General features: G+C 63.1%; 23 protein-coding genes. 2 read left to right on the top strand and 21 right to left on the bottom strand.

Features of this window, described 5'->3' with window-relative positions:
- Positions 1-18: 18 nt before the first annotated feature.
- On the top strand, positions 19-2,124 hold the full coding sequence (gene uvrB, locus ACHAC9_RS06125; protein ID WP_435758191.1) for an excinuclease ABC subunit UvrB: 2,106 nt from the start codon (positions 19-21) through the stop codon (positions 2,122-2,124).
- Between the two features lie 93 nt (positions 2,125-2,217).
- On the opposite strand, the gene ACHAC9_RS06120 is transcribed toward uvrB, so the two are convergent.
- The 20 genes from ACHAC9_RS06120 to ndk all read right to left on the bottom strand — a co-directional run bounded on the left by ACHAC9_RS06120 (position 2,218) and on the right by ndk (position 22,530).
- Entirely contained in the window at positions 2,218-2,451 is a 234-nt protein-coding gene (locus tag ACHAC9_RS06120; protein WP_435758190.1) for an RES family NAD+ phosphorylase, read from the bottom strand.
- 131 nt (positions 2,452-2,582) lie between these two features.
- Positions 2,583-3,032, bottom strand: a complete 450-nt coding sequence (locus ACHAC9_RS06115) for an FKBP-type peptidyl-prolyl cis-trans isomerase (protein ID WP_435758188.1) — start codon at positions 3,030-3,032, stop codon at positions 2,583-2,585.
- A 74-nt stretch (positions 3,033-3,106) separates the two neighbouring features.
- On the bottom strand, positions 3,107-5,140 hold the full coding sequence (locus tag ACHAC9_RS06110) for a hybrid sensor histidine kinase/response regulator (RefSeq protein WP_435758186.1): 2,034 nt from the start codon (positions 5,138-5,140) through the stop codon (positions 3,107-3,109).
- Between the two features lies 1 nt (position 5,141).
- Entirely contained in the window at positions 5,142-5,738 is a 597-nt protein-coding gene (locus ACHAC9_RS06105; protein WP_435758184.1) for a MarC family protein, read from the bottom strand.
- A gap of 159 nt (positions 5,739-5,897) precedes the next feature.
- Entirely contained in the window at positions 5,898-6,437 is a 540-nt protein-coding gene (locus ACHAC9_RS06100; protein WP_435758183.1) for a phosphoribosyltransferase, read from the bottom strand.
- A 21-nt stretch (positions 6,438-6,458) separates the two neighbouring features.
- Positions 6,459-7,775 carry an adenylosuccinate synthase gene (locus tag ACHAC9_RS06095; RefSeq protein ID WP_435758181.1) on the bottom strand — a complete coding sequence of 439 codons (1,317 nt, stop codon included), beginning with the start codon at positions 7,773-7,775 and terminating at the stop codon, positions 6,459-6,461.
- A gap of 3 nt (positions 7,776-7,778) precedes the next feature.
- Entirely contained in the window at positions 7,779-8,933 is a 1,155-nt protein-coding gene (locus ACHAC9_RS06090; RefSeq protein ID WP_435758179.1) for an ATP phosphoribosyltransferase regulatory subunit, read from the bottom strand.
- Between the two features lie 209 nt (positions 8,934-9,142).
- Entirely contained in the window at positions 9,143-10,015 is an 873-nt protein-coding gene (gene hflC, locus ACHAC9_RS06085) for a protease modulator HflC (protein WP_435758177.1), read from the bottom strand.
- The gene (hflK, locus tag ACHAC9_RS06080; protein WP_435758175.1) at positions 10,015-11,310 is read right to left on the bottom strand and encodes an FtsH protease activity modulator HflK; all 1,296 of its coding nucleotides are present in this window, start codon (positions 11,308-11,310) and stop codon (positions 10,015-10,017) included. Before hflK ends, hflC begins: the two co-directional genes overlap by 1 nt.
- Before the next feature lie 5 nt (positions 11,311-11,315).
- Positions 11,316-12,521 carry a GTPase HflX gene (hflX, locus tag ACHAC9_RS06075; RefSeq protein WP_435758173.1) on the bottom strand — a complete coding sequence of 402 codons (1,206 nt, stop codon included), beginning with the start codon at positions 12,519-12,521 and terminating at the stop codon, positions 11,316-11,318.
- A 5-nt stretch (positions 12,522-12,526) separates the two neighbouring features.
- Entirely contained in the window at positions 12,527-12,763 is a 237-nt protein-coding gene (hfq, locus tag ACHAC9_RS06070) for an RNA chaperone Hfq (RefSeq protein ID WP_211463703.1), read from the bottom strand.
- A 184-nt stretch (positions 12,764-12,947) separates the two neighbouring features.
- Positions 12,948-14,291: a ribosome biogenesis GTPase Der gene (gene der, locus ACHAC9_RS06065; RefSeq protein WP_435758170.1), complete on the bottom strand. Its 1,344-nt coding sequence runs from the start codon at positions 14,289-14,291 to the stop codon at positions 12,948-12,950.
- 9 nt (positions 14,292-14,300) lie between these two features.
- On the bottom strand, positions 14,301-15,455 hold the full coding sequence (gene bamB, locus ACHAC9_RS06060; protein WP_435758169.1) for an outer membrane protein assembly factor BamB: 1,155 nt from the start codon (positions 15,453-15,455) through the stop codon (positions 14,301-14,303).
- 109 nt (positions 15,456-15,564) lie between these two features.
- Positions 15,565-16,221, bottom strand: a complete 657-nt coding sequence (locus tag ACHAC9_RS06055) for a YfgM family protein (protein ID WP_435758167.1) — start codon at positions 16,219-16,221, stop codon at positions 15,565-15,567.
- A 43-nt stretch (positions 16,222-16,264) separates the two neighbouring features.
- The gene (hisS, locus tag ACHAC9_RS06050; protein ID WP_435758166.1) at positions 16,265-17,602 is read right to left on the bottom strand and encodes a histidine--tRNA ligase; all 1,338 of its coding nucleotides are present in this window, start codon (positions 17,600-17,602) and stop codon (positions 16,265-16,267) included.
- A 123-nt stretch (positions 17,603-17,725) separates the two neighbouring features.
- Entirely contained in the window at positions 17,726-19,000 is a 1,275-nt protein-coding gene (gene ispG, locus ACHAC9_RS06045; RefSeq protein WP_435758164.1) for a flavodoxin-dependent (E)-4-hydroxy-3-methylbut-2-enyl-diphosphate synthase, read from the bottom strand.
- Positions 19,001-19,042: 42 nt separating this feature from the next.
- Positions 19,043-20,041, bottom strand: coding sequence for a helix-turn-helix domain-containing protein (locus ACHAC9_RS06040; RefSeq protein ID WP_435758162.1), 999 nt, complete (start codon positions 20,039-20,041; stop codon positions 19,043-19,045).
- A 7-nt stretch (positions 20,042-20,048) separates the two neighbouring features.
- Positions 20,049-20,837, bottom strand: coding sequence for a type IV pilus biogenesis/stability protein PilW (gene pilW / locus ACHAC9_RS06035; RefSeq protein ID WP_435758160.1), 789 nt, complete (start codon positions 20,835-20,837; stop codon positions 20,049-20,051).
- A 23-nt stretch (positions 20,838-20,860) separates the two neighbouring features.
- Entirely contained in the window at positions 20,861-22,030 is a 1,170-nt protein-coding gene (gene rlmN / locus ACHAC9_RS06030; RefSeq protein ID WP_435758158.1) for a 23S rRNA (adenine(2503)-C(2))-methyltransferase RlmN, read from the bottom strand.
- An 86-nt stretch (positions 22,031-22,116) separates the two neighbouring features.
- Positions 22,117-22,530, bottom strand: a complete 414-nt coding sequence (gene ndk / locus ACHAC9_RS06025) for a nucleoside-diphosphate kinase (protein ID WP_435758156.1) — start codon at positions 22,528-22,530, stop codon at positions 22,117-22,119.
- A gap of 278 nt (positions 22,531-22,808) precedes the next feature.
- Here ndk and ACHAC9_RS06020 point away from each other — a divergent pair, with 278 nt between their 5' ends.
- The gene (locus ACHAC9_RS06020) at positions 22,809-23,495 is read left to right on the top strand and encodes a Bax inhibitor-1/YccA family protein (RefSeq protein ID WP_435758154.1); all 687 of its coding nucleotides are present in this window, start codon (positions 22,809-22,811) and stop codon (positions 23,493-23,495) included.
- Between the two features lie 196 nt (positions 23,496-23,691).
- Here the strand turns inward: ACHAC9_RS06020 and rlmD are convergent, their stop codons facing one another.
- Positions 23,692-25,080 carry a 23S rRNA (uracil(1939)-C(5))-methyltransferase RlmD gene (rlmD, locus tag ACHAC9_RS06015; RefSeq protein ID WP_435758152.1) on the bottom strand — a complete coding sequence of 463 codons (1,389 nt, stop codon included), beginning with the start codon at positions 25,078-25,080 and terminating at the stop codon, positions 23,692-23,694.
- Between the last annotated feature and the right edge of the window lie 2 nt (positions 25,081-25,082).

Here is a 25,082-nt window from a genome sequence, read left to right as displayed (position 1 = left end):
TAGCAAAGGTCTGAAAGTATGGCTGATTTATCCATCGCAAATGCCCCGGAACCGACGGTGATCACTTACCCGGATTCCCCTTTTAAACTGCACCAGCCCTTCGCACCCGCAGGGGACCAGCCGACCGCGATCGCCGGGCTGATCGAGGGCATCGACGACGGCCTGATGTACCAGACGCTGCTTGGCGTGACCGGTTCCGGCAAGACTTACACGATGGCGAACGTGATCGCCCGTGCCGGCCGTCCGGCGATCATCTTCGCCCCAAACAAGACGCTGGCTGCCCAGCTGTATTCGGAGTTCCGCGAATTCTTCCCGCAAAACGCGGTCGAGTACTTCGTCTCCTACTACGATTACTACCAGCCGGAAGCCTATGTGCCGCAGCGCGACCTGTTTATCGAAAAGGACTCGTCGATCAACGAGCACATCGAGCAGATGCGCCTGTCGTGCACCAAGTCGCTGATGGAGCGGCGCGACGTCGTCATCGTCGCGACCGTCTCGGCGATCTACGGTATCGGTAATCCGAACGAATACCACAAGATGATCCTGACTCTGCGCCACAAGGACAAAGTGGCCCAGCGCGACATCATCGCGCGCCTGATCCAGATGCAATATTCGCGCAACGAAATGGACTTCAGCCGCGGCACCTTCCGCGTGCGCGGCGACACGATCGACATCTTCCCGGCCGAGCACGCCGAGCTGGCGATCCGCGTCGAGATGTTCGACGACGAGATCGAATCCTTGCAGCTGTTCGACCCGCTGACCGGCCGCGTGCGCCAGAAGATCCCGCGTTTCACCGTGTATCCGGGTTCGCACTACGTCACGCCGCGCAGCACCGTGCTGCGCGCGGTCGAATCGATCAAGGCCGAGTTGAAAGACCGCCTCGAGGAATTCCGTCAGCAGAATAAACTGATCGAAGAGCAGCGCCTCGAGCAGCGCACCCGCTTCGACCTCGAAATGATGGCCGAGATCGGTTTCACGAAGGGCATCGAGAACTATTCGCGCCACCTGTCCGGCGCCATGCCGGGCGAACCGCCGCCAACGTTGATCGATTACCTGCCGAAGGACGCGCTGATGTTCATGGACGAGTCGCACGTGCTCGTCGGCCAGCTCTCGGCCATGTACAACGGCGACCGTTCGCGTAAAACCAACCTGGTCGACTACGGCTTCCGCCTGCCGTCGGCGCTGGACAACCGGCCGTTGAAGTTCGAAGAGTTCGAAGGCAAGATGCGCCAGACGATTTTCGTCTCGGCCACGCCGGCTGAATACGAGAATTCGCATGCCGACAACGTCGTCGAGCAGCTCGTGCGACCGACCGGCCTGGTCGACCCGATCATCATCGTGCGCCCTGCCCTGTCGCAGGTCGACGACGTGATGAGCGAGATTAACGACCGCGTGAAGAAGAACGAGCGCGTGCTGATCACCACGCTGACCAAGCGCATGTCCGAGCAGCTGACGGAGTATTTGTCCGACCACGGCGTCAAGGTGCGCTACCTGCACAGCGATATCGAGACGGTCGAGCGCGTGGAAATCTTGCGCGACCTGCGACTCGGTACGTTTGATGTACTGATCGGCATTAACCTGCTGCGCGAGGGCCTCGACTTGCCGGAAGTGTCGCTGGTCGCCATCCTTGACGCCGACAAGGAAGGTTTCCTGCGTTCCGAGCGCTCGCTGATCCAGACCATCGGGCGCGCCGCGCGTAACCTGAACGGCGTGGCGATCCTGTACGCCGATCATGTCACCGACTCGATGCGCCGCGCAATCGACGAAACCGAACGGCGCCGCACCAAGCAGATCGCCTACAACGAGGCGAACGGCATCACCCCGGTGGGCGTGCAGAAGAAGATCAAGGAAATGATCGACGGCGTCTACAGCAACGCGGCGCAGAAAGCCATGCTCGAGGGTGCGCAGGGCGTGGCCGAGGCGGAGGCGACAGCGAAGGTCGAGTCGATGAGCGAGAAGCAGATCAGCAAGGAGATCAAGCGCCTCGAGAAACTCATGGTCGACCACGCCAAGAACCTCGAGTTCGAAAAGGCGGCGCAGGTGCGCGACCAGTTGCATGTCCTCAAGCAGCAGGCGTTTGGGGCGCCGGGGACGGACAATGTGGTGTCGATGTTGGGGAAGTAAAAGAACGGCGCCCCGATTCGGCTGATGTAACCGCGTGTGCTCGAGAGCCCACGCGGTTTTACGGGCTGAAACCCTGCGCCGTTTCCTACTGTGTCAACGCTTGAACATCCTCTCATCAAACCTGAACGTCCGCGCAGTACTGAGCTTCACCGCTCCATACGCATGGTGCGCCGGATTGATCACCAGAGTAACCCCCTCCCCCACGATCACCGACGGCACGCACAGGTACAGGTAATCGCGCCGCGTCAGGAAGGCCGTGCCGAATGCCATGGCGCTGCCGCCGTCGTTCAGGCTGTCCCAGCCCTCGGCCAAGTCTTTGCGCCGCACCTGCCTCCGTCATGTCAACAAGATCATGCGCGCAGCATACAATGAGGCCGCTTGTCTCCCGCGCACGGATCGGAGAATCAAAAAAAACGGCCCGCAGGCCGTTTTCTGATGACACGCTGTTGCGGCGCGACTTACTTCACGTCGATCAGCTCGACATCGAACATCAGGGTCGCGCCCGGCGGAATCGGACCCGCGCCGCGTGCGCCATAGCCCAGTTCCGACGGGATGATCAGGGTGCGCTTGCCGCCGACCTTCATGCCGGCCACGCCCTGGTCCCAGCCCTTGATGACCGCGCCCATGCCCAGCGGGAAGGTGAACGGTTCGCCGCCGACCGAGCTGTCGAACTGCTTGCCGCGCTGTTTTGGGGCCTTTGGTGCGTGCAGCCAGCCGGTGTAATGGACCCGGACGGTGTTGCCGCTGACCGCCTGCTTGCCCTTGCCGACGACGGTGTCGATCGTCTGCAACTGCTGTGCGCGGGCGGCGGATGCTGCCGGGGCAGCGGGAGCGGCGGCGGCAGTGCCGGCAGCCAATGGCAGGGACAATGCGAGGGCCAGCCCGAGGGCCGAGATTGCTTGGTTCATGTTTTTACCTTTATTGAGTATGTCGCCGTGCAGCAGTATTGCCGAATCAATAGATTCGCACAAGACGAAGCAGCTCAGCGGTTCGCCTGCTGGACCTGGGCCAGGATCTCGCCCACCCGCTCCAGGTTGGCCGGCTTGACCAGGTGATGGTCGAAGCCGGCTTCCTCGGCCAGGCGACGGTCTTCGTTCTGGCCGTAGCCGGTCAGCGCCACAAGAGTCGCGCCCTGCAGTTCGGGGATCGCGCGCAGTTGGCGCGCCAGTGCGTAGCCGTCGGTATCGGGCAGGCCGATATCGAGCAGCATCACCTGCGGCCGTTCAAGCCGCGCGCGCTGCAGGGCGCCGCGGCCGTCGTACTCGACCGTGACGGCATGGCCCTGCACTTCCAGCAGCGTGGCCAGCATCTGGGCCGCATCCTGGTTGTCGTCGACCACCAGAATGCGCAAGGGTTCGACCCGTGCCGCGCCGGCATCGCGTGAGGCGTCGCCGGTCAACCCGCCGGCCGCATCGATGCGCGGCAGGCGGATCTCGAACTCGCTGCCCTGCCCCGGCGCCGGGCTGCGCGCCTCGACGCTGCCGCCATGCAGCGCGACCAGGCTTTTCACCAGCGCCAGGCCAATCCCCAGACCGCCCTGGGAGCGGTCCGGCGTACGCTCGGCCTGGGTAAACAGGTCGAAGATATACTTCAGGACGTCGGGCTCGATGCCGATTCCGTTGTCGCTCACGACGACGACCACCTGGTCGCCGTGCGCCGTCACGCGCAGCACCAGCTGGCCGCCCGGCGGCGTGTACTTGGCGGCGTTGTTCAGGATGTTCGACAGCACCTGCACCAGGCGCGTGCGGTCGCCCAGCACGTGTACCGGCTCGCCCGACAATTGCATCGTCAGGGAGTGGCGCTTCGATTCGATCAGCGGGCGCACCTGCTCCAGTGCGCCGGCCACGACGGCATTGACGTCGATCTCTTCCTTTTCCAGCGTGACGAGGCCGCGCGTAACGCGCGAGACGTCGAGCAGGTCGTTCACGAGATCGGTCATGTGCTCGGCCTGGCGTGCGATGATTTCGCTGGCGTTGCGTACCGCCTTCGGCTCGAGGTTGCCGAATTTGAGCAGGTGGGCGGCGGTCGTGATCGGCGCCAGAGGGTTCCTCAGCTCGTGCGCCAGCATGGCCAGGAACTGGTCCTTCTGACGGTTTGCGGCGCGCAACTCGTCCTCGACCTGCTTGCGCACCGTGACGTCGCTGCCCTCGACGAAAATGCCGGCTACGTTGCTATCCGGGTCGCGGATCGGCTGGTAGATGAAGTCGAGATAGTGGCGCTCGATCGGCGCACCGGGCTCGCGCGCCAGATCGAAGGGCACGGCATGGCCGACAAATGGAATGCCGCTGGTGTAGACCTGGTCGAGCAATTCGAAGAAGCCCTGCCCTTCGATATAAGGTAGCCCCTCGCGCACCGTTTTACCAACCAGATCGGTCCGCCCGACCATCTCCATGTAACTTTTATTGGTAAGTTCAAACCTGTGCTCGGGCCCACGCAGCACGGCGATGATGCCGGGCGCCTGCTCGAACAAGGTGACAAGACGCTTGTTTTCCTCGTCGCGGTAGCGCTCGGCCAGCACCTGACCGGTCGCCTCGACGCAGGCGCAGTACATACCCGCTACCTTGCCGCAGTCGTCGCGCACCGGCGAGTACGAGAATGTGAACCAAGTCTGTTCGTCGAAGCCCCTCCGATGTATCACCAGCGGCAGCTTTTCCAGATAGGTCCCTTCGCCGGCGAGTGCTCGCTCGACGAAAGGATAGATGTCACTCCAGATCTCGGACCAGATTTCCTTGAACGGTGCTCCCATCGACGCCGGGTGCTTGTCGCCCAGGATCTCACGGTAAGAGTCGTTGTACAGGAATGCCAGCTCCTCCCCCCAGGCACAGAACATCGGAAACTTCGAGCCCAGCATCAAGGAGACAACCGTGCGCAAGGCCTGCGGCCAGCCGGACGGATCGCCTAGTGGAGAACGCGACCAGTCATGCGAACGCATCAGCCCGCCGACGCTGCCACCGCCACTCAGGAACATCGGCGAGGTATCGGCCGGCGCGCCGGCTGGTGCGTCGGGATTGGTCATATCAGAGCGTCTTCACGAATTCGCGGATGCCGCCCAGCAGCATCTCGACCGACATTGCGGTCAGGATCAAGCCCATCAGGCGCTCGAAGGCCGTCATCACTTGCGGCCCCAGCTTCTGCTGCAGGCGCTCGGCACTGAGGAACACGGCCAGCCAGACCACGCCGACCGCCGCCAGCGCGGCCACGTGGACCATGGTTTCGGACAGCGTGTCGGCGCTGAACAGCAGCACGGTCGCCAGCGCCGACGGCCCGGCCAGTGCGGGGATCGCCAGCGGCACGATAAAGGGTTCGCCATGCTCGCTTTTTCCCAGCACGCCATCAGGGTGCGGAAAGATCATGCGGATGGCGATGATCAAGAGGATCACGGCGCCGCCGATCCGCAGCGCAACCGGGCTCAGGTGCAAAGCAGCCAGGAAATGCTGGCCGAAGAACATGAATACCAGCAGCAGCAGGAAGGCGATCGCACACTCGCGCACGACGACGCGCGAGCGGCGGTGGGGCGGCGTTTCCTTCAGGGCGGTGGCAAACAGGGGGACGTTGCCGAAGGGGTCAGTGACGAGGATGAGCAGGATGAAGGTCTGGAAAAAACTTTGGGTCATGGTTTTTTTTGTTCTGGGATGTGCAGCAATAAAGCATTTGGGCAATCTTAACCGATTCACAGGCTCGCCGTAGCACGATGGTTTTAGGCAAGAAAAAGGCCAGAGCATCGGGACGCTCTGGCCTTGATCAACACCGTCGGCCCTGGGCCGCAGCGACGATTACTTCTCGAACTTCTTCATCCATGCCGCCAGTTGATGCGGACGCAGGCCGTCGTAATCCTCGAACGGCTGATGGATCCACGGATTGTGCGGCAGGTCGTCCAGGAAGTAGTCCGGACGCAGCGACGAGGTGCCCTTCACCCAGATTACGGCCGAGCGCACTTCAGTAACTTCGGGGAAGTTCTGGCTCAGGTGCTCGCTCACCTTGCGCAGCGTGACGCCCGAATCGGCGAGGTCGTCGACCAGCAGCACGCGGCCGGCCAGCGGACCCTTGGTCATCGTCATGTACTTGGCGATGTCGAGGTCGCCCTGCTTGGTGCCGGCTTCTTCGCGGTACGAGCTGGTCGACAGGATCGCCAGCGGCACGTCGAAGATGCGCGAGAAAACGTCGCCCGGACGCACGCCGCCTCTAGCCAGGCACAGCACCTGGTCGAACTTCCAGCCGGATTCATAGACCTTGAGCGCCAGGCGCTCGATCAGGCGATGGTATTCGTCCCAGGATACCCAGAGGTCTTTGTCGGTGCTTGGAGGGGTGGTCATTGCAGTAACTCCTATTATTATTTAAGCGGCGAACGGGTGGCGCAGGACGATCGTCTCTTCGCGGTCAGGACCGGTCGAGACCATGTCGATCGGAATGCCGACCAGTTCTTCGATGCGCTTGATGTAGGCGCGGGCAGCGGCCGGCAGTTCGTCCATCGACTTGGCGCCGACAGTCGTTTCGGTCCAGCCCGGCATTTCTTCGTAGACCGGCTCGCACAGGGCCGCTTCTTCGGCGCCGACCGGGAAGATGTCGACCTCGCGGCCGTCGATTTTGTAGCCGGTGCACAGCTTGAGCGTTTCCAGGCCGTCCAGCACGTCGAGCTTGGTCAGGCACATGCCCGAGACGCCGTTGATCTGGACCGAGCGGCGCAGCAGCGCGGCGTCGAACCAGCCGCAGCGGCGGGCACGGCCGGTGACGGTGCCGAATTCATGGCCAACGCGCGACAGGTGCTCGCCGACGCCTGCATCGGTTGGCAGTTCCGCCGGGAACGGGCCCGAGCCGACGCGCGTGGTGTAGGCCTTGGTAATGCCCATGATGTAGTGCAGCATGCCAGGACCGACGCCGGCGCCGGCTGCGGCGTTACCGGCCACGCAGTTCGACGAAGTGACGAACGGATAGGTGCCGTGGTCGACGTCGAGGAGCGATCCTTGCGCGCCTTCGAACAGCAGGCTGCCGCCGGCTTTATGCGCAGCGTAGAGTGCGGAGGAAACGTCGCCGACCATCGGGCGCAGGCGCGGCACCAGGGCCATCGCGTCGTCGAAGGTCTTCTGGAAATCGATCGCTTCGGCGCCCAGGTAATTGGTCAGCACGAAGTTGTGGTAATCGAGGTTCTCGCGCAGCTTCTCGGCGAAACGGGTCTCGTTGAGCATGTCGGCGATGCGGATCGCGCGGCGTGCGACCTTGTCTTCGTAGGCCGGGCCGATGCCCTTGCCGGTGGTGCCGATCTTGTTGGCGCCACGCTTGACCTCGCGTGCGACGTCGATGGCGACGTGGTACGGCAGGATCGCCGGGCAGGCTTCCGAGATTTTCAGGCGCGACACGACTTCGACGCCGGCCGCGGCCAGCTTGTCGATCTCGCGCATCACGTCCGGTACCGAGACGACGACGCCATTGCCGATGTAGCAGGCCACGCCTTCGCGCATGATGCCCGATGGGATCAGCTGCAATGCCGTCTTCTGGCCCTTGATGACCAGCGTATGGCCGGCGTTATGGCCGCCCTGGAAACGGACGACGCCCGCTGCATGATCGGTCAACCAGTCAACGATCTTACCCTTGCCCTCATCGCCCCACTGGGTGCCGATGACAACGACGTTCTTTGCCACGTTTGTATTTGACATCACTTAACCTAAGTTTTTGAGAATCCAATTTGCATCTTCGAGCACGAGCACGCGGTCGCACTCGAACTCGTCCTGAACATTGTCGTGACCCGGCATGGACTGGATCACGACTTCGCCTGCCTTGCGCAGGTCAGCGATTTTTTCGCGCAGCTCGGGCGCATTGCCCCACGGGGCGCGGATCGAGTGCTTGCGCTCGGCGGTCGGCAGCAGCCGCGACAGTTCGCGCAAGTCGAGCGAGAAGCCGGTTGCCGGACGCGCACGGCCGAAGGCTTCGCCCACGTGGTCGTAGCGTCCGCCCCGTGCCACCGCATTCGGCAGGCCCGGGACATACAGCGCGAACATGGCACCGCTTTCGTATTGGTAGCCGCGCAGGTCGGCCAGGTCGATTGCCACGTCGGCGCGCCCGATAACGCCTGCCGCCAGCGCAGCCAGTTCGGACAGCGCGCGCGTGACGCCGGGCAGCGCAGGCAGCACTTCGCGCGCGCGCCCCAGCACCTCGACGTCGCCGTACAGGTTCGGCAGTGCCAGCAAGGCAGCGCGCGTCACCGGATCGTAATGGCGGGTGATCTCGCCGATGCCGGGCGTGTCTTTCGCGCGCAGCAGTGCGTAGAGCTGGGCTTCGTCGCGCCTCGCCGCCGGGTCCTGCTCGAGCAGCGCGCGCAGCACGCCGACGTGGGCCATGTCGAGGCGCACTTCGGTGAAACCGGCCATGGCGACGGATGCGAGCGCCAGTTCCTGGATCTCGGCATCGGCCTCCAGGCCGGCATGTCCGTAGATCTCGGCGCCGATCTGGATCGGCTCGCGGGTCGCGTGCAGGCCCGATGGACGGGTATGCAGGACGCTGCCGCAATAGCACAGGCGGGTGATCGAGTCGCGATTCAAGAGGTGCGCGTCGATGCGCGCGACCTGCGTCGTCATGTCGGCGCGCAGACCGAGCAGGCGTCCGGAGAGCTGGTCGACCAGCTTGAAGGTACGCAAGTCGGTATCTGCGCCGGCGCCGGCCAGCAGCGACTCGACATATTCGAGCAGCGGCGGCATGACCAGCTCGTAGCCGTACAGACGGAAGGTATCGAGCATCTGGCGCCGCAGATCTTCGATCTTGCGCGCTTCCGACGGCAAAACGTCGGCGATATTCTCAGGCAAAAGCCAGTTCGGCATGGGCAACAACGATGGGATTGTTAGAAATGAGGCAACATGGCGCGCTCGTGCAGCACGAAGTCAGCGCCGAATCGGCAATTTTACCCGAAAATGGGTCAGGTAGGGTGGGCGCGTCTCCCGCCCACCCGTTCAACGGACGCATGCAAACCGCATTGCGCCAAAAAAAAACGCCGCGATCATCGCGGCGTCTCTGGATTGCTGACGGTCGGCTATTTGCTACCTGAACCCTTGAAGTACTTGAAGAACTCCGAATTCGAATCGATCACCATCACATCGCCATGCGCCTTGAAGCTGGCGCGGTAGGCCTCGAGCGACCGGTAGAACTTATAGAACTCCGGGTTCTTGCCGAACGACTCGGCGTAAATCGCCGACGCCTTGGCATCGCCTTCGCCCTTGATCTTCTCGGCTTCGCGGAAGGCCTCGGCCAGGATCACCGTGCGCTGGCGGTCGGCGTCGGCGCGAATCTTCTCGCTTTCGGCCGAACCGGTCGAACGCAGTTCATTGGCAACGCGTACCCGCTCGGCGCGCATGCGGTCGTAGACCGAGGCGTTGATCTGCTCGATGTAATCGACGCGCTTCAGGCGCACGTCGACGATGCCCACGCCAATCTGCTTGGCCTCGGCCACGACCTTGCTGCGTACCGCCTCCATCACATTGCCGCGCTGGCCGGAAATCACTTCGCGCACGGTGCGCTTGGTGATCTCGTCGTTCAGGGCCGCCTTGATGATCTGCGACATGCGGTTCGCCGCGGCGCGCTCGTCGCCGCTGAAGCTGACGTAGTACAGGCGCGGCTCGACGATGCGCCATTTCATGAAGGCGTCGACCAGGATGTTCTTCTTCTCGGCCGTGATGAAGCGGTCGGCGTCGGGCGTATCGAGGGTGAGGATGCGCTTGTCGAGATAGACGACGTTCTGGAACGGCGGCGGCAGCTTGAAGTGCAGGCCCGGCTCGGAAATCACCTCGCGCACTTCACCGAGTGCGAAGACGATGGCAAAGCGGCGCTGGTCGACGACAAACACGGTCGACGACAGCAGCATCAGGGCAATGAAGCCCGCCACGAAAATGGTTACGAGGCGGTTCATCAGCGGCTCTCCCGGTCACGTGAGGTGTCGCGGGTGCGGCTGTCGCGCTGGCGCACCTGCTCAATGGTTTGCATCGCTTCCTGCGAAGGAGACGCGGCTTGTTCCTGCGGTGTTTGCACCGGGCCCGAGCGGGCGCTGCCGACGGCGGCGTCGTTGGCGGCCACTTGCGCGATCAGCTTGTCGAGCGGCAGGTACAGCAGGTTGGAGCCCGACTTGGCGTCGACCATCACCTTGCTGGTGGTGCTGAAGATCTGCTGCATCGTGTCGATGTACATGCGATCGCGGGTCACGCCCGGGGCCTTAGCGTACTCGGTCACGACCTGGTTGAAGCGCGAGGCGTTACCGGTGGCGTTTTCGACCACCATCGAGCGATAGGCTTCGGCATCCTGCAACAGGCGGAAGGCGGCGCCACGGGCACGCGGGATCACGTCGTTGGCATAGGCTTCGCCTTCGTTGCGGGCACGGGCGCGGTCCTGGCCGGCTTTCACGGCGTCGTCGAACGCGCTTTGCACCTGCTCCGGCGGCTGCACGTTCTGCATCGTCACGTTGGTGACCAGGGCGCCGAGCTTGTAGCGGTCGACAATCTGCTGGATCATGTTCTGCACGTCTAGGGCCACTTTTTCGCGGCCCTCGTACAGTACGAAGTCCATCTTGTTGCGGCCGACGACTTCGCGAATGGCGGTCTCGGCAACCTGGCGCACGGTGGTGTCCTGGTCGCGATTATTGAAGACCCATGCCACCGGATCCTTCAGCGTGTATTGCACGGCGAACTGGATGTCGATGATGTTTTCGTCGTCGGTCAGCATCAGCGCCTCGGCAGCCTGCTTGTTGCGCACGTTGTCGCGGTAGCCGACTTCAGCCGTGCGCACTTGCGAGATGTTGACGGTTTCGTGGGCCTGGATCGGCGCCGGCCAGCGCCAGTTGAAACCGGCGCCGGTCGTGTGTGAAAGGCGCCCGAACGTGGTAACCACCCCGACCTGCCCTTCCTGCACGATGAAGGCGCCGCTGGCGAGCCAGATCAGGAGCACGATGAAACCGATGACGGAAGCCGTGATGCCGGCGCCGCGGCCTTCGCCGCGGTACGGACCGCCGGCGTCGCCGCCATTGTTGCCGCGGCTGCCGAACAGGCGATTCAGGCGCGCATTGAAGTCGCGCCACATCTGGTCGAGGTCGGGAGGGCCTTCGCCCGGACGGCGGCCCTCCTGGGCTTTATGGTCGCCTTCGGGATTTTTGCCCCAGCGTGGGTCGTTCAGCGATAGTTTAAGGCCGAAACGTTTAAGTAAAGAAACAAGCATAGGCTTCAAGGTGGCCCGACATGGGTGGAGGTTGGATTACTTTCGCCGTGGTCTTCATCGAGTGAAAACTCCGGCGCTGCATCGTCCTGCTCTTCGTTCTTAGGGCGCGAATTTGGCGCCGCGCTGGCTGCCTCGACAATTGCTTCGCGCAACAGATCGAGGCCGGCGCCGCTCCTAGCGCTGATAAAAACGCGGCTGATTTTATCATGTTCATCACGTTCGACCCCAGGCTGGAGGTCGGCTGCATCAATCTTGTTCCAGACAAGGATCTGCGGGATATGGTCGGCGCCGATTTCGCGCAAGACTTCATTGACCTGCTCGATCTGTTCCATGCGCGTCGGCGAGGAACCGTCGACGACGTGCAGCAGCACATCGGCGTGGATGGTTTCTTCCAGCGTGGCACGGAAAGCGGCAACCAGCTGGTGCGGCAGCTCCCTGACAAAACCAACAGTGTCGGAGATAACGACGCTGCCGGTGCCCTCGCCCAGGTACAGGCGGCGGCTGGTGGTGTCCAGAGTGGCGAACAGCTGGTTGGCGACGTAGACGCCGGCTTTCGTCAATGTGTTGAACAGGGTCGACTTGCCGGCATTGGTATAGCCGACCAGCGACACCGAGAACGTGTTGTTGCGTCCGCGTGCGCGGCGCTGGGTCTCGTGTTGCTTACGGAGCTTGGTCAGGCGCGCGCGCAAGGCCTTGACACGCTCGCCGATCAGGCGGCGGTCGGTCTCGAGCTGGGTTTCACCCGGACCGCGCAGGCCGATACCACCCTTCTGGCGCTCGAGGTGAGTCCAGCCGCGGATCAGGCGCGTGGCGAGGTGCTGCAGCTGGGCCAGTTCGACTTGCAGCTTGCCCTCGTGGCTCTGGGCACGCTGGGCGAAGATGTCGAGGATCAGGCTGGTGCGGTCAATGATGCCCAGTTCCAGGCGCCGCTCGAGGTTACGCTGCTGCGCCGGGGAAAGTGCGTGATTGAAAATAACGAGTTCTGCGCCAAGCGCCTTGGCGGCGACCCCGATTTCGTCGGCCTTGCCGCTGCCGACGAAGTAGGCCGCGTCTGGAGCGCTGCGTTTGGCCGTAATCGTATCGACCGGCTCGGCACCGGCGGAGCTGGCCAGCAAGGCCAGTTCTTCGAGGCTGGCCGTGAAATCGACCGCGCCCAAATCGACGCCGACAAGGACGGCGCGCGTTTTGATAGTGCCGGGGGCGTCAGCCATCGGCCTTACTCAGCTTCGGTTTCGAGGTTGAGATTGACGGCGCGGGCCGGCACAACAGTCGAAATGGCATGCTTGTATACCATCTGGGTCACGGTGTTGCGGAGCAGGACGACGTACTGGTCGAACGACTCGATATGGCCTTGCAGCTTGATCCCGTTGACGAGGTAGATGGAGACCGGGACATGCTCTTTGCGCAAGGCATTGAGGAATGGGTCTTGTAACAGTTGCCCTTTGTTGCTCATAACAGCTCCGTAATGTTGTTGTAGTTTAAAAAATGGAGGCAGACGCCTCCTTTTCAAGTGCACGGGGCAAGATTCAGCTTTGCGAACGATGGCCTGCAGTTACTGTAACCTGTTTTACGCGTCCTTGTCGTACTGCTACGCTTAAGGGACCATTAAGAGCCGGCCCCAACAGGCTACAAGGCCATCAGTTCTTGTCGTGGGCGAACGGATTTTTACCGCTGCGCAGTTCGATCCGCAGCGGGGTGCCGATCAGGTTGAAGGTCTCGCGGAAATGCTTTTCCAGGTAACGCTTGTACGGCTCGGTGATGCCGTCGAGCGCATTGCCGTGGATGACGATGATCGGCGGGTTCTGGCCACCCTGGTGGGCGTAGCGCATCTTCGGGCGCGAGGTGCCCTTGCGCTTCGGTTCCTGCTTCTCGACCGCTTCCTGCAGCGCACGCGTCAGGCGCGGCGTCGACAGGTTGGCCGTGGCTGCGGCGTACGCCGTGTCGACCGAGGCCATCAACTGCTTGATGCCGGTGCCCTTCAGCGCGGAAATGAAACGCGTTTCGGCGAAACCGAGGAAGTCGAGCTTGCGGTCCATGTCGTTCTTGATCTCGTCGCGCTGGTCGGAGGTCAAGCCATCCCACTTGTTGACCGCCACCACCAGGGCGCGGCCTGACTCGAGGATGAAGCCGGCGATGTGGGCATCTTGCTCGGAAATATTTTCCTGGGCGTCCAGCATCAGCACGACGACGTTCGCCTCGGTCACCGACTGCAGGGTTTTCACGACCGAAAATTTCTCGATCGCTTCGAACACCTTGCCGCGGCGGCGGATACCGGCGGTATCGATCAGCGTGTACTGCTTGCCGTCGCGCTCGAACGGCACTTCGATCGAGTCGCGGGTGGTGCCCGGCATGTCGAAGGCGATCACGCGCTGCTCGCCGACCAGGGTATTGATGAGTGTTGACTTGCCGACGTTCGGACGGCCGACGATGGCGATCTTGACGCCGCGGTCTTGCGGCTCGAGCTCTTCTTCGGCGTCCGGACGCGTGGCGAAGGCCTGGTCGAGCGCTTCGATGACGAGGTCGGTGACGCCGTCGCCGTGGGCAGCGGAAATCACGTACGGGTCGCCCATGCCGAGCTCATAGAACTCGGCGGTGACGGCGGTGTATTTCATGCCTTCCGACTTGTTCACGACCAGCATGACCTGGCGGCCCGATTTTCGCAGGAAGTCCGTGATCGTCTTGTCGTGCGGGGTCAGGCCCTGGCGGCCGTCGACGATGAAGATGACGACGTCGGCTTCGGCAACGGCCTGCTTCGTCTGCAGTGCCATCTCGTGCATGATGCCTTCCTTGGCGACGGGCTCGAAACCGCCCGTGTCGATCACCAGGAACGGCCGCTCGCCGATACGCCCTTCGCCGTAGTGGCGGTCGCGCGTCAGGCCAGGGAGGTCGGCCACCAACGCGTCGCGCGAACGGGTCAGGCGGTTGAATAGGGTCGACTTCCCGACGTTCGGGCGACCAACGAGTGCAATTACCGGCTTCATATTGTTATTCTATTCGACCGCGATGGCGGTCACAGTTCCATTTTGTGTTTGAAAAATCAGGTTCGATCCGGCAACCAGAGGCGTGCCGCTGATGGCGCTGCCATCGGTCGCGGCGCGCGCGAGGAACGTACCGTCCTCGCGCGACAGGAAGTGGACATAGCCCTCGAAATCGCCGACCGCGACTGCGCGGCCGAACGAGACCGGCGTCGACAGGCTGCGGAAGGCCAGCTTGTCGTTCTTCCAGGCGCTCGCGCCGCCATCGCGGTTGAAGGCGTTCAGGGCGCCCTTGTCGTCGGCGGCGAAGACAAAGCGCTGGTCGACGGCGACGCCGACCGTGGACGACAGGTCGCGCGCCCAGCGCGCCGAGCCGCTGGCTACATCGTAGCAGGCAACGCGGCCCTGGTAGGCCACCGCGCAGACGTCGGATTCGAAGATCGTCGGCGTGCCGCCGATGTCGGTCACGCGCTCGAGTTCGGTGGCGCCGCGCGCGGTGCCCACTTCGACTTCCCAGCGCGGAGCGCCGGTTGCCATCAGGAAGGCGCCGAGTTTACCGGCCGGCTGGGCGATGATCACATCCTTGTCGTAGACGGCCAGGCCCGGCGTCGTGCGCAGGGTCAGTGCCGGCGCGGTGCGCTGGACGGTCCATTTCTTTTGACCGGTGGTGGCATCGATGCCGACGATGCGGTTATCAATCGAGCGCGCCACGACGACGCCCTGGGCGATGGCCGGGCTCGAGAGCAATTCGCTCGACAGCTGGCTCTTCCAGAGCGCCTTGCCGTCCATGTCGAAGGCCATCAGGACGCCGTCGGCCGCGCCGACGACGATCACGTTGCCGTCGGTGCCGACGCCGCCGGTCAGGTCGGTGCCGGCCTTGATGCGCCACAGCTGGCGGCCATCAAGCGCCTCGACGCGCGCGATGTCGCCACCGGCACCGGCGACGATCACCGTATTGCCGGCCAGCGCAGGCGAGAACTGGTAGCCGCGCGCCTTGCCGATATCGAGTTTCCAGGCGGTGCGCACGGCCATCGTGCCCTTCAGTTCGACGAGCTTGGCCGGTTCGGCGCCCTTGTTTTTCGATCCAAACGGATTGAGCGAGCTCAAGGTCGAGCAGCCCGTCATCAGGGCCAGGACACCGACACCTACCAGCTTACGGGTAATACGCATTTTTCTTTTACCTTGTTCCGAGTCTTAGAGGAGGCAAAGCCCACGCCTGCCTTTCGGCGGGCGTGGGCAGTCACTAACTGATGAGTTTATGGCCAGCTTAATGGCCAAATCACGCGGCCGCTTTCGGCGCGGCGGGCGCCGTGCCGCCGATCGCTTCGAGCTTGATGCGCACCAGCTGGCTGCCCGGATGCTTCGGCCCCATGGCGGCGAGCGCGGCGAGGTAAGCGGCCCTGGCGTCCACGATCTTGTTCTGCGCGACCAGCACGTCGCCCTTGCGGTCTGCCACGTCGGCGCTGAACTGCGGCAGGAACTTATCGTTCAGCAGCTTCATTGCACCGTCGAAATTCTTCTCGTCGAGCAGGACGCCTGCCAGGCGCAGCTGGGCCACCGACTTGTACTCGTCGTTGCCGTTGTCGAGCACCCACTGCAGCTGGGTTTTCGCGGTTTTCAGGTCGTTCGCTTCGAAGGCAGTCTTGGCCGCGGCCAGCGCGCTCATCTGCGCGTAGGTCGTGCGCTTGAATTTGGACTGGATGTCGGACGCGATGCGCTGCGACTTGGCATTGTCCTTGGCCGTGACGGCGTCGGTCAGCTCGTCGTACAGGGCCGAGGCTTCGACCGACTGCTTGCGCGTATGCGAGTTCCAGAAGTTGTAGGCAGCAAAGGAGCCGAGGGCGAGGATCAGCACCCAGGTGATCAGGTTGCCGTACTTGTTCCAGAATGCCTTGAAGGTGGCGATCTGTTCTTGTTCTTCGAGGTCGTATGCCATGTCGTTCGTCTAGTGATGTTGATCGGTGGGATTGCTCGGGAGCTCAAGGATGGTAATGCACGTGCTCGTGGTCGTGGTCATGGTCGCCGACGATCTGGTCGACGATATGATCGACGACGGCGTCGAAGGCCACGCTGGCCTGCTGCTGCTCGCCCGCCTCGCCGCGCAGCGATTTCACCGCTGCCACCTTGTTCGCCACTTCATCGTCGCCCATGATCACGGCGAACGCCGCGCCGCTGCCGTCGGCCTTCTTCATCTGGCTCTTGAAGCTGCCCGCGCCGCTCGGCGTTGCGCAATGTAGCACAACATCGAGGCCGGCATCACGCAGGCGTTCGGCCAGGATGAAGGCCTGCACTTGTGCTTCGTCGCCCTGGTGCACCATGTACACGTCGCACTGGCTTGGCGCTGCCGGCTCGCCGAGGCCCTTCATCAGCTCGATGATGCGCTCGATGCCCATCGCGAAACCGACGCCGGGCGTCGCCTTGCCGCCGAACTGCTCGATCAGCGGATCGTAGCGTCCGCCGGCGCAGATGGTGCCTTGCGAGCCGAGCTCGTCGGTGACCCATTCGAACACGGTGCGGTTGTAGTAATCGAGGCCGCGCACCAGGCGCGGATTCACCGTGAACTGCACATTGTTACGGTCGAGCAGGCGCTTGACGCCGTTAAAGTGCGCCAGCGATTCCTCGCCCAGGTAAGTCAGCAACTGCGGGGCGCCGTTCACCACCTCTTGCATTGCAGGATTCTTGGTGTCGAGGATGCGCAGCGGGTTGCTGTGCAGGCGGCGCTTTGCCTCGGCGTCGAGGATCTCGGCGTGCGATTCAAAGTAAGTGATCAGGTCGGCGCGGTGGCGCAGGCGCTCTTCGGCGTTGCCGATGGAATTGAGTTCCAGGCGCACATTCTGCAGGCCCAGGTCGTCCCACAGGCGGCGGCACAGCATGATCAGCTCGGCGTCGATGTCCGGGCCGGCAAAGCCGACCGCTTCCGCACCGAACTGGAAGAACTGGCGATAGCGGCCGCGCTGCGGACGCTCGTGGCGGAACATCGGACCCTTGTACCACAGGCGCTTCGGGCCATCGTAGACCATGTTGTGCTCGAGCACCGCGCGCACGACGCCGGCCGTGCCTTCCGGACGCAGCGTCAGCTGGTCGCCGTTCATCGAATCGGTGAAGGAATACATTTCCTTCTCGACGATGTCGGTGACGGCGCCGATCGCGCGTGCGAACAGGCTGGTGTCCTCGAGGATGGGCGTCACGATCTTCTGGTAGCCGTAGCTTTTCAGGATCGTTTCGGCGGTGTTTTCGAACAGCTCCCACAGCGGCGCGTCGGCCGGGAGGATGTCGTTCATGCCTTTGACGGCGACGATTTTTTCTGGTTTGGACATAGCTAAGTTTTCTGCTTTTGTAGGGTGGGCATTCATGCCCACGCGGTACACCATTCGATCGGTCGGGTTGTGTCACGCGGTACGGTACGCATCGGTACGGCCGCGTGGGCATCAATGCCCACCCTACATTGCGATTTCCGTGGTTTTACCGTAATTCTTCTTCACGTATTCCAAAACAATATTCTGGAACTCATCGACGATGCGCTCGCCGCGCAAGGTCGCCACCTTCTGGCCGTCGACAAACACCGGCGCGGCCGGCGATTCGCCCGTACCCGGCAGGCTGATGCCGATATTCGCATGCTTCGATTCGCCCGGCCCGTTGACGATACACCCCATCACGGCCACGTTCATGCCTTCCACGCCCGGATACGATTTCTTCCATTCCGGCATCGAATCGCGCAGGAAGGTCTGGATGTTGTCGGCCAGCTCCTGGAACACGGTCGAGGTCGTGCGGCCGCAACCCGGGCAGGCGATCACCATCGGCGTGAACTTGCGCAGGCCCATGGTTTGCAGGATTTCCTGCGAGACGATGACTTCTTTCGTGCGGTCGCCACCCGGCTCCGGCGTGAGCGACACGCGGATAGTGTCGCCAATGCCTTCCTGCAGCAGCACCGACAAGGCCGCCGTCGAGGCGACGATGCCCTTGCTGCCCATGCCGGCTTCGGTCAGGCCCAGGTGCAGCGGATAGTCGCAGCGGCGCGCCAGTTCGCGGTAGACCGCGATCAGGTCCTGCACCGCCGAGACCTTGCACGACAGGATGATCTTGTCGCGCGCCAGGCCCACTTCTTCGGCACGCACGGCATTATCGATGGCCGAGGTGATCAGCGCTTCGTACATCACGGCCTGCGCGCTGTACGGGTTCGCACGTGCGGCGTTCTCGTCCATGATGCGCGCCAGCAGCGATTGATCGAGGCTGCCCCAGTTCACGCCGATGCGCACCGGCTTGTCGTACTGGATCGCCACTTCGATCATCTGGGCGAACTGGGTGTCGCGCTTGGCGCCCTGGCCCACGTTGCCCGGATTGATCCGGTATTTCGACAGCGCGCGTGCGCACTCCGGAAAATCGCGCAGCAGGATGTGGCCGTTGTAATGAAAATCGCCGACCAGCGGCACATCGACTTCCATGCGGTCGAGCTGTTCGCGGATCGCCGGTACGGCCGCCGCCGCTTCTGGCCTGTCGACGGTGAGGCGCACCATCTCGGAGCCGGCACGCGCCAGCTCCTTGATCTGGATCGCCGTGCCGATCACGTCGGCGGTATCGGTGTTGGTCATCGACTGCACCACGATCGGGGCATCGCCGCCGATCCAGACCTTGCGTTCGCCGTGCTGGACCAGCACGCGGCGGCTGGCGCGGCGCGCCATCGGGCCCGAAGGAATTGGCAGGTTCGTAGAAATCATTCTTTGCTCATTGTCGTTTGTGTCGGGGCGCACGGCCGTCCCTTATTTCAGGGTGACGCGCGAAATCGTCTTGCCCGGCACCGGTGGCAGTGCGACGGCGGCGCCGCGCAGCGTGGCCGACACGCCGGTCGGGTTGCCGACCACCAGGGTCGCCGTGCCCGGCACTTCGACCGTCTCGGTGCTGCCTGCGCGCACCAGTCGCGAGATCAGCGCGCGCCCTCCCTGCGGCTTGACTTCGATCCAGGAATCCTCGCGCACATTCAGCACCAGGGTGTTGGCGCCGGCCGGCGCTGCCGCGGCAGGCGCTGTGCCCGCCGCCGTTGGCGGGACCGTCGTTGCCGTGGTCACGCCCAGCGTGGTCTTGGTTGCAGGCGTACCAGCCGCAGCCGGAGCCGTCGTCGCCGCACCCGTTGCCGGATTGGCGTTCGCATCGACCGGGGCCGGGACCGAGATCAGCGGTACGCTCGGGTTGAGCACCGTATCGGCGGCTGGCGCACCGGCAGTAGCCGCTCCGGTGGTAGTGGTCATCTCGACCGGGGCGTTGAGGACGGCGTCGCCATTCGTCGGAGTCGTGCTGCCGGGCATCGAGACCAGGCCGAAATGCCAGGCCGCGGCGCCGGCGGCAGCCACCACCACGACGCCGGCGATCCAGGCCAGCGGCAGGCTGGAACGCTTGCCGTGGGTCGGATAGCGCGAATGCGAAAAAGAGGAAGGGCGCGAGGTCGGAAGGTCGCGGCGCACGGCGGCCCCGGAATCGGCAGGCGCCGGATTATCCATCGGAATCATCGCCACCAGCGGCGCCGGATCGAGGCGCAGGACCTTGGCATAGGCGCGCACGAATCCGCGCGTCACGGCGGGACTCGGCAGGGCCGCATAGTCGGCCGCTTCGATCGCCACTACCTGGCGCACGGCCAGCTTGAGCTGCTCTGCCGCCTGCTCGACGGTCCAGCCCATCGCTTCGCGCTGGGCCGCCAGGGTCGCGCCCGGGTTGCTGTGGTGTTGGTTCGAAGTGGCGCTTTGGTCCGTGCGCTCTGAAGTCATTGTCGTCTCACTCATCGAAAGCCCCGCGCTCGTACGCCAGGTATTCGGGCGAACCGGGGAAGCGTCGCCGCAACTGCGCTACCAGGCTGGCCTCCATCGAGCGATCGCCCAGTTTGCGCTGCACCCGCATGGCGAGCCACAACGCATCGGCGGACAGGTTGTCGAGCTTCGACACCTCTGTCAGGCGGTTAATGAAAAAACCGGCGCGTTTGAAGTCGCGCCGCTCGAAGTAGACCCGCGCCAGGCCGCTCGATACGGCCGGCAGCTCGGGGTTATAGCGTAGTGCGTCGAGCAGGTAGCGCTCGGCCGCATCGATATTTTTTGTTTTCAGGCTGCACATGCCCGCATTCACGAGCGCGCTCACCGGCGTCGTGTAGGTCGGGTTCTGCAGCGCCGCATCGAACTGGCGGATGGCTTCAAGCGGACGGTTCACCGTGTGGCACAGGAAGGAGCCGTAATTGTTGGCCAGTTCCGGATTGCGCGGCGCCAGGCGCAGCGCCTGCTGGTAATTCTCGTCGGCCAGCGGCACCTGTCCCATCGCGGTGTAGATCAGCGCGCGCATGCCGTAGGCGTCGGCGTAGCTTGGGTCGGCCGCGATCGCCTGCTTGATTTCGTCGAGGGCGATGTCGTACTTGCCCTGCTGGTAGTAGCCGACCGCCAGCTGCAGGCGGATGTTGGCACGCTTTTCCGACGCCGTCTGGTCGGACGCGGTTTTCAGTTCGCGGCTGCTGTCGCCGGGTGTGGCGCAGGCCGTCAGCAAGCCAAGCGCGCACGCTGCCGCGAGGCGGCTTGCCATGACCCGGCCTGGCATCCCGTCTTTCAAGAAGGAATCTCCACGATGCGCCCGAAATCGGCGCCGAATTTCTTCTGGTACTCGGCCATCTTTTCCATGCGCTGGGCCACCTTGGTGCGGTCCTGCACTTCTCCGGCCAGCTGGCCGCAGGCGGCATCGATGTCGTCGCCGCGCGTCTTGCGCACGGTGGTGACGATGCCGGCGTCCATCAGCACCTGGGCAAACGCCTTGATGCGCGGATTTTTCGAACGGAACAAACCCGACTCCGGGAACGGGTTGAACGGAATCAGGTTGAATTTGCAGTTCACGCCGACCACCGGGTCGTTCACCAGTTTGATCAGCTCGCGCGCATGCTCGTCGCTGTCGTTGAAGTCATCGAGCATGCAGTATTCGAAGGTGATGAAATCGCGCGGCGCAAATTCGAGATAGCGCTTGCAGGCCGCCATCAGTTCGCGCAACGGGTATTTTTTATTCAGCGGCACCAGGATGTCGCGCAGCGCATCGTTCGAGGCGTGCAGCGAGACGGCCAGCGCCACCGGCACGTCCTGGGACAGCTTGTCGATGTTCGGCACCACACCCGAGGTCGACAGCGTCACGCGGCGGCGCGACAGGCCATACGCGTTATCGTCGAGCATGAGTTTCAACGCGGTGGCGGTCGGCTCGTAGTTCAGCAGCGGCTCGCCCATGCCCATCATCACGACATTCGTGATCTGGCGTTCGCCCTTCGGGCCGGGCTCGATGCCCTTGGTGCGGCGCAGTTCGAACTCGGCCATCCACAGCTGGCCGATGATTTCGGCAACCGTCAGGTTGCGGTTGAAGCCCTGCTTGCCGGTCGAGCAGAAGCGGCAGTTGACGGCGCAGCCCGCTTGCGTGGAGATGCACAGCGTACCTCGGTTTTCTTCCGGAATGAACACGGTTTCGACCGCATTGCCGTCGCCGACGTCGATCAGCCACTTGCGGGTGCCGTCGCTCGATGTGTTGTCGCTGATGATGCCGGGCGCGGCTACCGTCGCGCGGGTTTTCAGTTTTTCGCGCAGCGACTTGGCCAGATCGGTCATGTCGTCGAAATTGGCGGCGCCGAACTGGTGGATCCAGCGCTGCAGCTGCTTGGCGCGGAACGGCTTCTCACCCAATTCGCCGCAGTAAGCGACGAGTTGCGCGGGATCGAAGTCCAGCAGGTTGGTGAGAGTCGTCATAATATTCTTGTTACCTAAAAAGTGATGCGAACCCCGCTCGCCGGGCCCGAGGCATCAGGCGAGCGGTTCTTGATGCTTGACTTCGATTACTTCATTTCCGGGAAGAAGTAAGCGATTTCCACTTGTGCAGCTTCGACAGCGTCCGAACCGTGAACGGCGTTGGCATCGATCGAATCGGCGAAATCGGCGCGGATCGTGCCTTTTTCAGCCTTCTTCGGATCGGTCGCGCCCATCAGGTCACGGTGCTTCAGGACGGCGTTTTCGCCTTCCAGGGCCTGGATCATGACAGGACCGGAGACCATGAAGTCGACCAGGTCTTTAAAGAAGCCGCGCTCTTTGTGGGCAGCGTAGAAACCTTCAGCCTGCTCGCGCGACAGCTGGGTCATACGGGCTGCAACGATCTTCAGGCCAGCGCCTTCGAAGCGGCTGTAGATTTGGCCGATTACGTTTTTTGCAACTGCGTCTGGTTTGATGATCGACAGGGTGCGTTCGATTGCCATGTAAAACTCCAATAAAAAGAAAGGTTTAAATCGAGAAAGTAAGAACTCAATCAACCTTTGATTTTACCATACCTCGTCCCATATAGCCCATATTGCGGCGGTGGAGGCAAAAGTGGTAGAGTGGCGGCGAAAAACCGCCTTGTCAAACGGCGAACCGCTTGCGAACCAGCGTGGCAAGCTTGCAGCGCCTCCCTTATGCGGCGCTTAAGGGCAGTACGCTGTGAAGCCGCGCCATGCTATGCTTGACTGGCATTACCATTTATCCAACCGGAGGCATCATGAACCCTAGTCTGCAAAAGCAACCCGCTTACGACGTGGCCGTAGGCCAGGTCGCGCGCAACAAAGTCCTGCGCAACACTTTCTGGCTGCTTGCGCTGTCGATGATCCCAACCGTCCTGGGCGCCTTTGTCGGCGTGACGATGGGCGTACCGATGCCAGCCGGCTTCATGGGCTTCGTCATCTTCATGGCCATCGCCTTCGGCTTCATGTACGCGATCGAGAAAACCAAGGAGTCTGCGGTCGGCGTGTTCGTGCTGCTCGGCTTTACCTTCTTCATGGGCCTGATGCTCACGCCCCTGCTGCGCCACACGCTCGGCTACAGCAACGGTGGCTCGCTGATCATGACCGCCTTCGGCGGCACCGCCGTCGTCTTCGCCGTGATGGCCAGCATCGCCACCACGACCAAGCGCGACTTCTCGGGCATGAGCAGCTGGCTGACGGCCGGTGCCGTCGTGATCCTGTTGGCCATCGTCGCCAACATCTTCCTGCAGCTGCCGGTGTTGACGATCGTCATCTCGGTGCTGATGATCGGCGTCTTCTCGGCCTTCATCCTGTACGACGTGCAGCGTGTCGTGAACGGCGGCGAGACCAACTACATCACGGCCACCCTGGCGATCTACCTGGACGTGTTCAACGTCTTCACTGCCCTGCTGCGTTTGCTGGGCATCATGGGCGGCGACGACTGATCGGTTGTTGCATGGATGGTTGCATGGATGGTTGCACGAATAAAAAAGCCGACCTGCGGGTCGGCTTTTTTGCGTCTGTTGAGTTTGGTAGGGTGGGCTCTCGAGCCCACGCGGTACAAAGCAGGCTATTCCACAAAATCAAGCCATCAGCCAGCGTGGGCACAAGTGCCCACGCTACGATAATTCCGTATGGGAATCAGGTCGCCGGCAGCTCGAACACGCCGATCGACTCCACGTGCGAGGTATGTGGAAACATGTTCACTACGCCCGCCTTCTTCATCACGTACCCCGCGCGGTGCACCAGCACGCCGGCGTCGCGCGCCAGCGTCGACGGGCTGCACGAGACGTAGACGATGCGTTGCGGGAGATACTGCGCCTTCCCTGATTCACGCAATTCGGCCAGCGCCTCGGCCAGCGCGATCGCGCCGTCGCGCGGCGGATCGATCAGCATGCGGTCAAAACGTCCCAGCGCAACGAGGTCGGCAGCGGTGGCTTCGAACAGGTTGCGGGTGTAGAAGGTCGTCTTGTCCGACAGGCCGTTCGCTTTCGCGTTGTCGAGCGCCCGCGTGGTGAGTGTCGTACTGCCTTCGATGCCGACGACTTCGCGCGCCTGCGTTGCCAGCGGCAGCGTGAAGTTGCCCAGGCCGCAGAACAGGTCGGCCACGCGCTCGCCCGGCTGTACGTCGAGCAGGGTCAGCGCTTTGTGTACGAGGGCGCGGTTGATCTGGTGGTTCACCTGGGTGAAATCGGTCGGCTTGAACGGCATGCGCACACCGAACTCGGGCAGCGTGTAGTACAGCTCCTTGTAGTTCAGCTCCCCCTTCAGGGGGTAGAACGGGGCGACCGTGTCCGGGCCCTGCGGCTGCAGCCACCACTGGATGCCCCATTCGTCGGCGAAGGTTTTCAACAGCGCCTCGTCCTTTCGGCTCAAAGGCGCCATGATGCGCATGACCAGCGCCGTGCTCTCCTCGCCGACCGCGACCTCGATCTGCGGTACCTGATTGTAGATCGACAGCGCGCCGATCAGTGTGCGCAGCGGGACCAGCATGGCGCCCAGATGCGGCGGCAGGATGTGGCAAAAGGTGATGTCCGCCACCAGGGCCGATGCGCGCTCGTGGAAGCCGACCAGTACGGTTTCCTTCTTAGGCACCCAGCGCACCGACAAGCGCGCGCGGAAGCGATAGCCCCAGGTCGGCCCGAACATCGGGCGCATGATGTTTTCCGCTTTTACTTTGCTCAGGTGCCAGAGGTTGTCTTCCAGCGTACGCCCCTTCATCGCCACCTGGGCCGCCGGTTCGAGATGCTGCATCGAGCAGCCGCCGCAATAGCCGAAATGCTGGCAGCGCGGCTCGACCCGCATCGAGGTGGCACGCTGGAGGGTGAGCATGCGCCCCGCTTCCCAGTTCTTCTTCTTTTTCTTGACCTCGTAGCTGACGCGTTCGCCCGGCAAGGCATCCTCGACGAAGACGACCTTGCCCTGCGAACCATCCTCGTTCTCGAGGTGGCCAATGCCGCGCGCGTCCGCGTCGAGGGACTTAATTTCGATGAAAGTTTCTTGCATAGTAGGGTGGGCACGCGTGCCCACGC

This window comes from Massilia sp. CMS3.1 (assembly GCF_051262535.1).
Lineage (GTDB): Bacteria > Pseudomonadota > Gammaproteobacteria > Burkholderiales > Burkholderiaceae_D > Telluria.
Note: the sequence above shows the minus strand (reverse complement) of the source record. Positions and strands in the feature narration are given on the sequence as shown.